Annotated in this window: 11 protein-coding genes; 7 read left to right on the top strand and 4 right to left on the bottom strand. The window is 70.9% G+C overall.

Annotated elements, in window-relative coordinates:
* Nucleotides 1-65 precede the first annotated feature (65 nt).
* Nucleotides 66-3,347, bottom strand: a complete 3,282-nt coding sequence (lysX, locus tag ACHBTE_RS26615; protein ID WP_394726633.1) for a bifunctional lysylphosphatidylglycerol synthetase/lysine--tRNA ligase LysX — start codon at nucleotides 3,345-3,347, stop codon at nucleotides 66-68.
* Nucleotides 3,348-3,435: 88 nt separating this feature from the next.
* Between lysX and ACHBTE_RS26610 the strand changes: the two genes are divergently transcribed.
* Nucleotides 3,436-3,897, top strand: a complete 462-nt coding sequence (locus ACHBTE_RS26610) for a universal stress protein (RefSeq protein WP_394726632.1) — start codon at nucleotides 3,436-3,438, stop codon at nucleotides 3,895-3,897.
* A gap of 138 nt (nucleotides 3,898-4,035) precedes the next feature.
* Here ACHBTE_RS26610 and ACHBTE_RS26605 read toward each other — a convergent pair whose 3' ends face one another.
* Nucleotides 4,036-4,848, bottom strand: a complete 813-nt coding sequence (locus ACHBTE_RS26605) for an alpha/beta fold hydrolase (protein ID WP_394726631.1) — start codon at nucleotides 4,846-4,848, stop codon at nucleotides 4,036-4,038.
* Between the two features lie 58 nt (nucleotides 4,849-4,906).
* Here ACHBTE_RS26605 and ACHBTE_RS26600 point away from each other — a divergent pair, with 58 nt between their 5' ends.
* Nucleotides 4,907-5,380: a MarR family winged helix-turn-helix transcriptional regulator gene (locus ACHBTE_RS26600; protein ID WP_394726630.1), complete on the top strand. Its 474-nt coding sequence runs from the start codon at nucleotides 4,907-4,909 to the stop codon at nucleotides 5,378-5,380.
* A 14-nt stretch (nucleotides 5,381-5,394) separates the two neighbouring features.
* Here the strand turns inward: ACHBTE_RS26600 and ACHBTE_RS26595 are convergent, their stop codons facing one another.
* Complete coding sequence (locus tag ACHBTE_RS26595) at nucleotides 5,395-6,537, bottom strand: CapA family protein (protein WP_394726629.1); 1,143 nt, start codon at nucleotides 6,535-6,537, stop codon at nucleotides 5,395-5,397.
* Between the two features lie 244 nt (nucleotides 6,538-6,781).
* Between ACHBTE_RS26595 and ACHBTE_RS26590 the strand changes: the two genes are divergently transcribed.
* The 3 genes from ACHBTE_RS26590 (at nucleotide 6,782) to ACHBTE_RS26580 (ending at nucleotide 8,798) form a co-directional block, all read left to right on the top strand.
* Entirely contained in the window at nucleotides 6,782-7,330 is a 549-nt protein-coding gene (locus ACHBTE_RS26590; RefSeq protein WP_394726628.1) for a sigma-70 family RNA polymerase sigma factor, read from the top strand.
* 147 nt (nucleotides 7,331-7,477) lie between these two features.
* Nucleotides 7,478-7,993 (top strand): hypothetical protein, encoded by a 516-nt coding sequence (locus tag ACHBTE_RS26585; protein ID WP_394726627.1) that lies wholly within the window; start codon nucleotides 7,478-7,480, stop codon nucleotides 7,991-7,993.
* A 151-nt stretch (nucleotides 7,994-8,144) separates the two neighbouring features.
* Nucleotides 8,145-8,798 (top strand): zf-HC2 domain-containing protein, encoded by a 654-nt coding sequence (locus tag ACHBTE_RS26580; RefSeq protein WP_394726626.1) that lies wholly within the window; start codon nucleotides 8,145-8,147, stop codon nucleotides 8,796-8,798.
* A 64-nt stretch (nucleotides 8,799-8,862) separates the two neighbouring features.
* Here the strand turns inward: ACHBTE_RS26580 and ACHBTE_RS26575 are convergent, their stop codons facing one another.
* Nucleotides 8,863-9,921 carry a M12 family metallopeptidase gene (locus ACHBTE_RS26575; RefSeq protein ID WP_394726625.1) on the bottom strand — a complete coding sequence of 353 codons (1,059 nt, stop codon included), beginning with the start codon at nucleotides 9,919-9,921 and terminating at the stop codon, nucleotides 8,863-8,865.
* A 268-nt stretch (nucleotides 9,922-10,189) separates the two neighbouring features.
* Here ACHBTE_RS26575 and ACHBTE_RS26570 point away from each other — a divergent pair, with 268 nt between their 5' ends.
* Both ACHBTE_RS26570 and ACHBTE_RS26565 read left to right on the top strand, forming a co-directional pair.
* The gene (locus tag ACHBTE_RS26570) at nucleotides 10,190-10,582 is read left to right on the top strand and encodes a hypothetical protein (RefSeq protein WP_394726624.1); all 393 of its coding nucleotides are present in this window, start codon (nucleotides 10,190-10,192) and stop codon (nucleotides 10,580-10,582) included.
* A complete protein-coding gene (locus ACHBTE_RS26565; RefSeq protein ID WP_394726623.1) occupies nucleotides 10,579-12,564 on the top strand; it encodes a caspase family protein in 1,986 nt (661 codons plus the stop codon). The genes ACHBTE_RS26570 and ACHBTE_RS26565 overlap by 4 nt, the downstream gene beginning before the upstream one ends.
* Nucleotides 12,565-12,591 lie beyond the last annotated feature (27 nt).

The following is a 12,591-nucleotide window of genomic DNA, read 5'->3' as shown; positions in this document are numbered from 1 at the left end:
ACTGGGACGGCGGCAGGAAAACGCCCGACCGGCCCAGCTCCGGTGGCGGGCCCGGCGAAGGCGTGTCAGCGGCGCCGGACCAGTGGGAACGGCAGGGTCTCGCGGATGGTCAGACCGGTGAGGAACATGACCAGCCGGTCGACGCCGATGCCGAGTCCGCCGGTGGGTGGCATGGCGTACTCGAGGGCGTCGAGGAACTCCTCGTCGAGCTCCATCGCCTCGGGGTCGCCGCCCGCGGCGAGGAGGGACTGGGCGGTGAGCCGGCGGCGCTGTTCGACGGGGTCGGTGAGCTCGGAGTAGGCGGTGCCGAGTTCGGTGCCGAAGGCGACGAGGTCCCAGCGTTCCGCGAGCCGCGGGTCCCTGCGGTGCTGGCGGGTGAGCGGGGAGACGTCGGTGGGGAAGTCCTTGTAGAAGGTGGGCAGCTCGGTCTTCTCCTCGACGAGCCGCTCGTACATCTCGAGGACCACGTCGCCGTGGCCGTCGTCGGCGGTGTAGGGCACGCCCACGCGGTCGCAGTGCCGGTGCAGCCGGAGCAGTTCGGTGTCGGGGTCGATCTCCTCCCCCAGCACCTCGGAGATGGCGCCGTACACCGTCTTGACCGGCCACTGCCCGGAGATGTCGTACTCCTTGCCGTCCTTGCGGGCGATCTGCGAGCCGAACGCAGCGGTCGCGCAGCCCTGGATCAGTTCGCGGACGAGGTCGAGCATCACGTCGTAGTCGGCGTACGCCTGGTAGGCCTCCAGAATGGTGAACTCGGGGTTGTGCTTGTAGTCGACGCCCTCGTTGCGGAAGGTACGGCCCATCTCGAAGACCTTCTCCACTCCGCCGACGCACAGCCGCTTGAGGTACAGCTCGGGGGCGATGCGCAGATAGAGGTCGAGGTCGTAGGCGTTGATGTGGGTGGTGAAGGGGCGGGCGTTGGCACCGCCGTGGATCTGCTGGAGCACCGGCGTCTCGACTTCGAGGTAGCCGCGCTCCAGCAGTCCCTGGCGCAGGGCCTGGACGGCGGTGGAGCGGGCGCGGACGACGTCGCGTGCGGCGGGGCTGGAGACCAGGTCGAGATAGCGCATGCGGACCTTGGCCTCGGGGTCGGCGAGGCCGCGGCGTTTGTCGGGCAGCGGGCGCAGGCACTTGCCGATGAGCTGCCAGGAGGTGACGAAGACGGTGGGTTCGCCTTTGTCGCTGACGCCCGCCAGGCCGGTGGCGGAGATGAGGTCGCCGATGTCGCTGTCGGCGGTGAAGCGGTCCAGCGCGGCGCCGGAGTCCTTGCGGGTGAGCGCGAGTTGGTGATCGCCGGACCAGTCGCGCAGTACGACGAAGACGATGCCGCCGAAGTCGCGTACGAGCATCATGCGGCCGGCGACGGTGACCTGGTCGCCGGTCCGGACGTCGGCCAGCGCATGGGTGCGGGCCGGGATGCCGACCGGGTAGGGGTCGAGGCCGGACGCGCGCAGCCGGTCGAGGGTGCGGTGCCGGATGCGGACCTGTTCGGGCAGGCCCGCATCCGGCCCGGCGGCCCCGGCCTCGTCCCCTCCTTCGAGGCCGAGCGCCGCCAGCGAGGGCAGTCCCTGGGTGGTGGCGGGGCGTGGCCCGTTCCTCGGGTGCCCTTTTCTGCGGAGTTTGCGCAGCGACGGCACGGAGACGAAGCCCTCGGCGATGGCGGAGGCGAGGCCGATGCGGGCGAGGGAGGCGGCCTCGCCGTAGCAGATGAAGCGGGGGTACCACTGCGGCTGGTACTTGGCGTTGGAGCGGTAGAGGGCCTCCAGTTGCCACCATCTGGAGAGGAACAGCAGAAGCCGCCGCCACAGTCGCAGCACGGGTCCGGCGCCGATGCGGGCACCCTCCTCGAAGACCGAGCGGAACACGGCGAAGTTCAGGGAGATCCTGCGGATGCCGAGCTTCGGTGCGGCGGCGCACAGTTCGGCGACCATGAACTCCATGACGCCGTTGGGGGCGCGGCGTCGATCACGGCGCATCAGGTCCAGGGAGACGCCCTCCCGGCCCCAGGGCACGAAGGAGAGCAGCGCGATCAGCTCGCCGTCCTCGTCGAGGGCCTCCACGAGGAGGCAGTCGCCGTCGGCGAGGTCGCCGAGGCGGTCCAGGGCCATGGAGAAGCCGCGTTCGGTCTCGGTGTCCCGCCAGGCGTCGGCCTTGCCGGTGATCTCCTCCATCTCCGCCTCGCTGAGGGTGGAGTGACGGCGGATGCGGCAGTGGGCGCCGGTGCGGCGCACGCGGTGGACGGCCTGCCGGGTCACCCGCATGTCGCGGCCGTCGAGGTCGAAGTCCGTTACCCGCAGGACCGCCTCGTCACCGAGCTGTAGGGCGCCGAGTCCGGCGCGGGCGTAGGCGGTGGCCCCGTCCTCGGAGGCGCCCATGGCGGCGGGCGCCCAGGCGTAGCGGCGGGCCAGTTCGAGCCAGGCGGCGATGGCGTGCGGCCATGCCTCCCGGTCGCCCACCGGGTCACCGCTGGCGAGGCAGACACCGGCCTCGACGCGGTAGGTGACGGCGGCCTTGCCGCTGGGTGAGAAGACGGCGGCCTTGTCGCGCCGGGTGGCGAAGTAGCCGAGGGAGTCCTGGGTGCCGTACGCCCTGAGGAGGGCGCGGATGCGGGTCTCCTCGTCGTCGTGCAGGGCGGCCTCCATGCGCTGTGAGCGGAAGAGGGTCGCGGCGGCGTTGAGGAGGGCTAGCGCACCGAACAGGCCGAGCACGAAGTACAGGGGGCGGGGCGGCCGTCCGTCGTAGGTGGTGCCGGAGACGAGGCCGCCGCAGACCCGGTCGGCGGCCCAGAGCAGCCGCTGGCTCTGCGGAAGGGTGCCGGGGAACAGCTCGACCAGCCCCCAGCCGATCAGGATGCCGATGACGAGTCCGAGGACGAGGACGCCGAGGGCGCGGCGTACGGCGGCGCGGCGGGAGGCGGCGTAGAACTCCTTGCGGGCGACGATGAGCAGGGCCAGCGCGAGGGCGCAGACGATCAGGGACGCGACGGAGTCGGCGTAGTCGCCGACGACCGTGCCGATGATGTCGCTCAGGACCAGCAGGGCCAGATAGATGACGACCAGCCACCACGCGACCTTCTTGCGGGCCGCTGTCGCTGCGGCGAGCAGGAAGAGGAAGACGGCGTAGGCCAGGTTGGCGCTCACCGGGACGATGATCTGGTCGAGGGCGCGCACGACCGGGGCGAGCGCGGTGCGCAGCGGCGGGATCAGGGCCAGCAGCACACAGAACAGTCCGAGGGCGGCGAAGAAGGTCGCGAACCCCTGCGGCACCTTGCTGAGCAGGCCCTTCCCGGGCGGCCGTATCCGGCCCGTGGTGTCCTTCGCCGGGGCGGCCTCCACGGTGGCACTCATGTTCCGACTGTAGGAACCCCCCGGCCTTCGCGCCCGTCGAGCGCCCTGCCCGGCGGCGGGACCTGCGGCTTCCGATAGCCTCCGTGCCGTGACGGAACAGCACTCGCACCGGTTCGAGCGGGGCACGGACGGGCCCAAGGTCATCGTGGTCGGGGTGGACGGCTCCGATTCCTCGCTGCGCGCGGCGGCCTACGCCGGAGGTCTGGCCCGACGGCAGCGTGCCCTGCTGGCCGTCGTGTACGTGCAGCCGGTGCTGGCGGCGGGCGCCGCCCTCGGGGTGCCGGTCGCGGAGACGACCGATGAGATCGCCGAGGATCTGATCGCGCAGATCCGGGAGGCGACCGAACGGGTCAAGGGGATATTCGATGTGCGCTGGGAGTTCCACACCTTCCCCGGCGACCCCTACAACGGCCTGGTGAAGGCGGCGGACGACCTCAAGGCGGACGCCGTGGTGGTGGGCGCCTCGGAACAGGCGGGGCACCGGATCGTGGGGTCGGTGGCGGTGCGGTTGGTGAAGGCGGGGCGGTGGCCGGTGACTGTGGTGCCGTAGCGCTACAGGGCTCAGCGCTCCGGTAGGGCTGCGGCGTCGCGGGGCACTGCTCGGTGGCCGGGGCCGCCGGCGCCCCGGAGGGGGCCGGCGTCGCTCAAGCGTCTCGGCAGCCGCGTCGAGAGCCGTACCGGCTGTGTGTCAGAGGGTGCGCAGGAAGTCCAGCACGATCTCGTTGAACTCCGCCGGCTTCTCCATGTTCGGGTAGTGCCCCACGCCGTCGATGGTGACCGAGCGCCCGTCCGGCACGGTACGGGCGACGCGTTCGGCCATCGCGATGCTGTCGGGGGCGTCGAGCGCGCCGTGGAGGGCGAGCACGGGGACGTCGATCTTCGGCAGGCGCGACCAGGTGTCCGTCAGGGGCACGTGCCAGTCCTTCTCTCCCGGCGAGTGCTTGGCGAGGGTGTGAGCGACCATCTCGCGCAGTCGGCGCAGGACTGCGGGATCCACCTCCTCCACCGCGCGGTGCGGGCCCGCCACGCCGCGGGCGAAGTGGTCGAGCCATCCGGCCACGTCCGCGGCGCCCAGCAGCCGGGCCCCCTCGGCGATGTGCTCCAGGGTGTGCGGGTCGGTGAATTCGAACTCGCTGGCGCCGGCTCCGCAGACGACCAGTGCGCGCACCAGTTCGGGATGCTCCAGCGCGGTGTCGGTCGCCACCGCCGCGCCCATGCACAGGCCGACCAGGGCCGCGGGGCCGATGTCGAGGTGGCGCAGCAGGTCGGCGAGGTCGTCGGCCCAGCGGAACGGGCGGCTCGCGTTGGCGGAGAAGCCGTGGCCGCGCACGTCGGGCGCGATCACCCGGTGGTGGGCGGCGAGGGCCGCCATCTGGTCTTCGAAGACACGGTGGTCGGCGTAGCCGGAGTGCAGCAGCACCACGGGGTCGCCGGTGCCGAGGTCGCGGTAGGCCAGGTCCCCGTCGGCCGATGCGAAGAAGTTCACTTCGATGGTCGTCATGACAACCAAGGTGTCATCTTCGAGCCTATTTTGGCAACCCAGGTGTCATGATGGGCCGGTGACCGACACCGAGAAGCCACTGCCGCCCGACGAACTCGGCCGACGCCTCACCGAGGTGTTCGACCTGGTGGGCCCCCTCTACCGGACCGCGGCGCGCAAGGTGGAGCTGGGCGAAGCCGTCGAGGGGGCGTCCGCCGGAGTACGAGCCGTCCTCAACCTGCTGCGCCAGAACGGGCCCATGACCGTGCCCCAGATGGGCCGCGCCCAGGCGCTGAGCCGGCAGTTCGTGCAGCGCATGGTCAACGACGCGGCCGGCCGGGGCTGGGTGGAGACCATCCCCAACCCGGCACATCAGCGCTCGTCGCTGATCCGGCTCACCGAGGCCGGCCGGGCGACCATCACGGCCGTACTCGCCCGTGAGCACACCCTCAACCGGCAGGTCGGCGGCGGGCTGACCGACGCCGAGGTGCGGGCGTGCGTGCGGGTGCTGACCGAGATGGTGCGGACCTTCGACCACGTCGACCTCGGCTGACCCGGCCCGCGGGACTACTCCCCCATCACCAGCCCGTCCTCCGCCGCGCCCCGGCTGAGCACCACGTCCCGGATCCGGTCCCGCACGCCGGTCAGTTCCGCGCCCTTGGCGATCGCACGGTTGAGGTCGAGGACGCGGCCGGCGTCGATGTCGAACAGCTGGGGGATGAACTCGGCCCGGGTCACCTCCCAGCGCTCACCCGCCCGCTCGGGCGGGGCGAAGGTGAAGCGGCCGAGGGTGGACTGGTTGCCGCGCGGATCCTGCACGCCCTGGTGGTTGTACATCGCGCCGGCGACCTGGTCGCCCATGCCGTAGATCACCCAGGTGCCGTTGACCTTCTCGTACGCCTGCGGCACATGGGCGTGGGTGCCGAGGATCAGGTCGATGTCGGGGCGCTCGCCGCTGCGGGAGCCGGTGAGCGAGCGGGCCAGGGTCAACTGCTGGTCGTCGGGCTCGTCCTGCCATTCGGTGCCCCAGTGCAGTGAGACGACGACCACGTCGGCGCCCCCTTTCCGGGCGGCGCGGGCGTCGGCCACGATCTTGTCCTCGTCGATGAGGTTGACCGCCCAGGGCTGGCCCGCCGGCATCGGGAAGCCGTTGACGCCGTAGGTGTACGCGAGATGCGCCACCTTGGCCCGGCCCGCGCGCAGCACCGTCACGGCACGGGACTCACCCTCGGTGCGGGCCGTTCCCGCGTGCCGTACGCGCGCCTTGTCGAGGGCGTTCAGGGTGCGCAGGATGCCGGCGGCGCCGTCGTCGAGGCTGTGGTTGGAGGCGGTGGAGCAGCCGTCGTAGCCGGTGGCGGCGACGGCTCGGGCCACCTCCGGCGGGGACTTGAAGGTGGGGTAGCCGGTGTACTCGCCCTCCGCGCCGTAGACCGTCTCCATGTGACACAGCGCCAGATCGGCGCGGGAGACCACGGGTTTCACGCCGGCCAGCATCGGGCGGAAGTCGTAGCCGGAGCCGCCCGCGTCGAATCGCGCACGGTCGATGACCGAGGTGTGCGGGAGGATGTCGCCGGAGGCGACGAGCGTGAAGCCGCGGGGGTCGGCGGAGGCGCCCGGGTTTCCCGGACTGTTCTGGTTGGCCTGGCAGGCGGCGCCTGCGGCGAGGGCGGCCGTCAGAGCGAGGGCCGCAAGTCGACTGCGTGCAATCATCAACTCACCCCGGGTGGTCTTATTTACCCACCAATAGGTATGAATCTGGACTTGCTCGCAAACAATCCGGCCACTTCTGTTAGCCCGTCCGCGCACTGCCCTCAGGGCGGAACGGTGTCGTTCACCCCACCGCCACAGACGGAACGGACCGTTCGTCGAACCGTTCGTCGACGCGATCGACCGTCCGCCGCAGACCCGTGTCCATGGCCTGTCCCACGACAGCCGCCTGCGATGCCATACGGCCATGACGGCCGGAACCACCCTCACCGACGCGACGACTACCGCCGAGCACGAGCTCGCCGCTCTCCAGCGCGAGCACGGCCGGCCCCTCTTCGCGCTCCTGCTCCGGCTCTGCGACGGCGACCGACAGCGCGCCGAGGACCTCGTGCAGGAGACGCTGGTGCGCGCCTGGCAGCACCCCGAGGCGCTGCGCGCGGCCGGCTTCGAATCCGTACGCCCCTGGCTCATGACCGTCGGCCGGCGGCTCGCGATCGACGCGCGGCGGGCCCGGCAGGCGCGGCCCGCGGAGGTCGGGGACGCGATCCTGGAGAACGCCCGCGTGATCGGTGACCATGCCGAGCGGGCCGCGGAGATGCTCGATGTGCGCGAGGCTGTGAAGACACTCACTCCCGAGCACCGTGAAGTCCTGGTGCTCGTGTACTTCCAAGAGGCGAGTGTTGCGGAAGCCGCGAAAACCCTCGGCATTCCGCCCGGTACCGTGAAGTCCCGCGCTTACTATGCGCTGCGCGCCCTGCGCAGGGTGCTTCCGGGATACGCGGCCGACCTGCGGTGAAACCAATGGCTGAGTCAAACCTCCGTAAAGCGCCTTGCTGAGGACACCGGTTGAGTAATCGGCTGTCCTCATCCGTGTTCCGGATCGGGCCGAAGGGCCCATGGGCCCGGATCGGGCGACGCACTCACCGGAGGAAGGCAGGAAGGGATGCTGCACAGAGGTCAAGAGAGCACGGACGGCACCGGCGGCGGTGAACTGACCGTCCCCATGGCGTGGTTGTACGCCGAGTACATCGCCGACGAGCTGCTGCGCACCGGCGATCTCATGCCGCCGACGTCCTTCGAGTTCCGCGCCGGGCGCGACGCCCTGGCGCTGACCATCTTCCTGTCCGACACCGACGGCGAGCTCTCCGGCATCCGGGTCGTCACCCAGCTGGAGACCTGGCTGTCGCTGACGGCCTACGACATGCCGTGGCAGGACTGGGTGCGCGAGCGCATGGCCGGGCTCGCGGTGGCGGCGGGCGAGGCGGGCGGGCCCGCACCCGATCTGGAGCTGGCGGAGGCGGCATGGCGCTGGCTGGAGGAGACCGAGCTGCTCGCACCCGATCTGAACGCGGTGCCGGGCGGTGGTGCGCCCGGCGGTGAGGACGAGGGGCCGAAGGTGTGGACGCCGGCGTGGCAGCTCGGTCTGCCGCTCGGGCACCTCGCCATCCACCTTTTTTGAGTTCTTCTCGACTCGGACCAATCCTCGGCCCCGACGGCTCCGAATCCTTTGGTTGCGATTCGGTACGTGTCTTGAGTGATTCGACTGTCTGGTGCGTACCAGTGGGTGCAAGGAGTAACCCACCCCGCACCCAACGGCACGAGGATTCGGCATGAGGTCCCTGGAGAGGCATCGCGACGTCGCCGCGTACGCGCTCGGCGTGCTGAACGAGGCGGAGGCGTTCCGCTTCGAGGACCACCTCATGGAGTGCCCGCAGTGCGCGGCACACGTGACCGAGTTCGGGCCCATCACCCGCCAGTTGATGCTGTACCGGCGGGCCACGCCCCGGTTCGTGCACCCCATGACCCAGCCGGGTCCCCAGCTGCTGAACCGGCTGCTGGACTCGGTGGCGTCCCGCAGGCGCGCCCAGCGCCGGCGCACGCTGTACGCGGTGGCCGCCTCGGTGGTCATCGCGTTCGCCGGGCCCACGGCCGCGATCATGGCGAGCGGTGAGGAGGGCACCGCCCAGGTGGTCCAGGCGACCGATGCCCGCTCGGGTGTGTGGGCGCAGGTCAGCACCGAGGACGAGGCCTACGGCAGCCAGGTCCGGCTGAAGGTGAAGGACGGTGCGGGGCCGCGGGCCTGTCATCTGATCGCGATCGGCCGGGACGGCTCGGAGGAGACCGTGACCAGCTGGCACGCCGCCGACCACGACGCCCGCGAAAACACCATGAGGGGCGCCTCGGCGATGCACACCGACGAGATCGCGCGCTATGAGGTGCGGACGTCGGGCGGGGAACACCTGGTGACGCTGCAACCCCGGTGACGGCGGTCCGTCCCCTCCTCACCTGCACGTCGGCGCGCTCCCGGCCGGCGCTCGAGCGCCTCCCTCACCAGTACATGAGCGCCGCGCCGCCGCTGCCCCAGGACGAGTACAGCCGGGCCCGTGCCACATACCGGCGCCCCTTCACCAGCTTGACCGACAGGGTGCCGTTGCCGTCCTCGCCGCTGTCGTCCACGGCGGAGACGTAGCGCAGCTCGCCGTCGCGTTCCTCGAACAGCACGAGCACGACATCGGTCGAGCCGAAGGTGCCGATCTTGTAGTCGCGGGTCTCCGGCGGATCGATCTCGAAGTCCGCCTGTCCTCCGGAGGACAGGCTCAGCGGCGTCGACCGGAAAGGCTCGATCCGCGCGGGGCGGGCGCTGATCGCCGGGTACCACCGCAGGACGTTCTCCTTGTCGTGGGCGGACAGGACGAGCGGCTCGGGGATGCCGTCGCGGTACTCCTGCGGCTTCAGGATCAGCCCGGCGGGGAAGCCGTACTCCATGATCGACTCGGGGTCCCAGGTGGAGCCGGTGACCTCGTTGCGGGAGAGCTTGCGCAGGATGTTGTGGAACGTGACCTCGCGCGGCCACTCGTTGGGCGGCCGTCCGAGCTCCTCGTAGACCTCCTCCTCGTCCCAGACGATGCCGGCGAACGGGTTCTGGTGCTCGTGCGCGAAGCCGATCGCGTGCCCGATCTCATGGAGCGCCGTGGCCCTGCCGGATCTGCTGTTCAGCTTCCAGCCGAAGAACATGGTGGGTTCGTCGGTGCCGATGTCGAGGGCCTCGGTGCCGACGTAGGACGCGGAGCCCTCCCGGGTGTCGAAGACGATGCGGATCTCGGACTCGGCCCGGTCACCCACTTCCTCGAACTCCAGGCCGATCCCCAGGTCCTTCCACTTCTGGAAGCCGTTGCGCACCTCCTCCAGCTGCTCCCCTCCTCCGACGTCTCCGCCCTCGTCGAGGAAGGTGTAGTGCAGGACGGTGCCGTTGACCCACTTCGCGTGGACCAGCTGGATCGCCCGGGCGCGATGCGGGCTGAGGCCCGGGCGCAACACGGGCTGCTTCTGCGGGGGTTGGGCGCAATACGGAGGTACGCGCGTCTCCTGCGCGGCTTGCGCGTTCATGCCGGCTTTCCCTTCGCAACGAGATGGCGCGAGGCACGGCAAGGACGAGCCGAGAGGATGCTTCCAGCTTCCGCCCGCCGACGCCGGCACGCAAATCAGACCCGCGCCGCGCCTGGTTGAACCGTGAAATTCCGTCAGGAGGTGGGCGACGTCAACGGAGTTGCCACGCCGCTGTGAGCAGCACAAACTGGAGATGATGACGTGGAGCCACCACCGAAGGTCCGACTCTGCGCCGCCCCTACGGACACACAACTAGGGGGCTGACCCGGTGGACAGCACATTGCACATTCTCGTCAGGGAAGAGGGGGCGGATGCCGAGCGCCTGGAGGATCTGACCCGTTATCTGCGCGAGGAGCTGCGCCGGCTCGATGTGGACGACGTGCGTGCCGCACCCGGTCCGCCGGCACCGCCCGGCGCACGCGTCGTGGATGTCGCGCAGATCGGCGCCCTGCTGGTCAGCCTCGGTGCCTCCGTCACGGCCCTCAACCAGGTGATGACGGTCCTGCGCGACTGGCTCGGCCGGTTCCGGACCGGACGTCCCACCCTGAAAGTGACCATGGGCGACGACGTCCTGGAGATCTCCGAGGCGTCGGACGAGCAGGTCGCGCAGGCGTTCGCGCTCTTCGTCCAGCGCCATGCCCCGTCGGAGGCCCAGCCATGACGGACACCCGGCATGCGCTGATCATTGCCAACGACCATTACGACGACCGGGCACTGAAGAAGCTGAAGGCGCCCGGGCACGACGCCTCCGCGCTCGCCACGGTCCTGCACGATCCCCAGATCGGCGACTTCGAGGTCGACGTGGTGCGCAACCAGCCCGCCCATGTGCTGCGCCGGCGGGTCGAGCACTTCTTCGCCGACCGCCGACGCGACGACACCCTGGTGCTGCACTTCTCCTGCCACGGGATCAAGAGCGAGTCCGGTGAGCTGTACTTCGCCGCCAGCGACACCGAGCCCCTGCTGCTGGAGGCCACGGCGGTCCCGGCCCAGTTCGTCCGCCGGTGCATGTCCCGCAGCCGGGCGGGCAGCACCGTGCTGTTCCTCGACTGCTGCTACGGCGGGGCCTTCTCCCGGGGCTCGTCCGGTGTCCGCGCCACCGGGGAGGTCGACGTCCTCGACTCGTTCACGGCGGAGAAACCGGCCGGCGGCCGGGGCTGGGCCGTCATCACCGCGTCGAGTTCCATGGAGTACGCCGTGGAGGGCGGCGACCTCACCGAGAACGCCGATCCACGGCCGTCGGTGTTCACCGGCGCGGTGGTGCGGGGCCTGGAGACCGGCGAGGCGGATCTCGACGCCGACGGCGAGGTCTCCCTGGACGACCTGTACGACTACGTCTACGACCAGGTCCGGGAGCAGAACCCCCATCAGACGCCTGGCAAGACGGTGGAGATGCAGGGTGAGCTGCATCTGGCGCACAGCACTCGCCGGCGCATCTGCATCGTGCCCGAGGAGCTGCCGGCGTCCTGGCGGACCGCGCTCAACAGCAAGAACCACTTCACCCGCCTCGGGGCCGTCGCGGAGCTGCGCCTCCGGCTGGAGAGCGAGACCCTGCCCCGGGCCGAAGGGGCGCGGCTGGCCCTGGAGGACATGGCGCGCAACGACATCCGCCAGGTCGCCGACGCCGCCTCGGCCGCCCTGCGCGAGGTGCGCCTTCAGCCCTCCACCGTGCACCTGGACTTCGGCAGGCTGCCCCGGCGCTCACCCGAGCCGCAACAGAGCGTGACCCTCGGCGGTCTGCCCCTGGCCCGCGTATGCGTACCCAGGACCACGGAGCCGTGGATCAGGGTCTCGGAGTCCGCCGACCGTCTGGACGTCAGCGTCGACACCTCGACGGCCGAGGGGCGTCTCAGCGGCGAGATCGTGCTGAAGGGGATCACCGACGACGCCGTGATCCGGGTCGAGGCCGAGGTGGCGTCGCGGGACGAGGTCGAGCAACAGGAGCGGGAGCCGGATCGGGCCGAGGCGGAGGACCAGCGCGAACGGACCGAGGCCGAAGGGCAGCGTGACAAGACCGAAGGGCAGCGTCACGGGACCGAGGAACAGCGAGGTCGAGAGGCCGGCACACGGGTCGCACCGGCCGACCGGACGCGCACTCAGGTCACGATTCCGTCGCCTCCGCCGAGGCCGCCCGAGGCGCCGCCCGCCACCGAGCCGCAACCGGCCGTCGCCGCCCCTTCGCCGCAGCCTGAGCCGTCCGCACAGGAACCTGCGCCCTCCCCACAGCAGCCTGCGCCCTGCCCACAGCAACCTGCGCCGTCCAGGTCGCGCCTCGCACCCGGTCTCGCCACGGCCGCGCTGGCGACGGCGGCGGCCTCGGTGATCACGCTGATCCTGGCAGTCGTCGACGCGGTGGAAGCCGCGCTGGAAAGGGGCCGGGCGGGACCGGGGGCGGAGTTGGAGGATTTCGTCGCCGCGCGGGGAATGATCACGCCCCTCGTCATCTCCCTGATCACGGCGGCAGTCGCGCTCGCCCTCAGCGCTCTGGCGCGGCACGAGGCCAAGGCCCGGCAGGAGCGCTACACGAACGCGGCGAGAGGTCTCACCACGACCGTGGCTCTCACGGCGAAGTACCTGGCCGTCCCCGTCCTGATCCTGGCCGCGCTGCTGGGTGTCACCTACCTCGTGGCCCGCAACTACTGGTGAGGACCGGCTCGTTGTCCGAGCGATCCC

The organism is Streptomyces sp. M41, from assembly GCF_043673425.1.
GTDB lineage: Bacteria > Actinomycetota > Actinomycetes > Streptomycetales > Streptomycetaceae > Streptomyces.
Note: the sequence above shows the minus strand (reverse complement) of the source record. Positions and strands in the feature narration are given on the sequence as shown.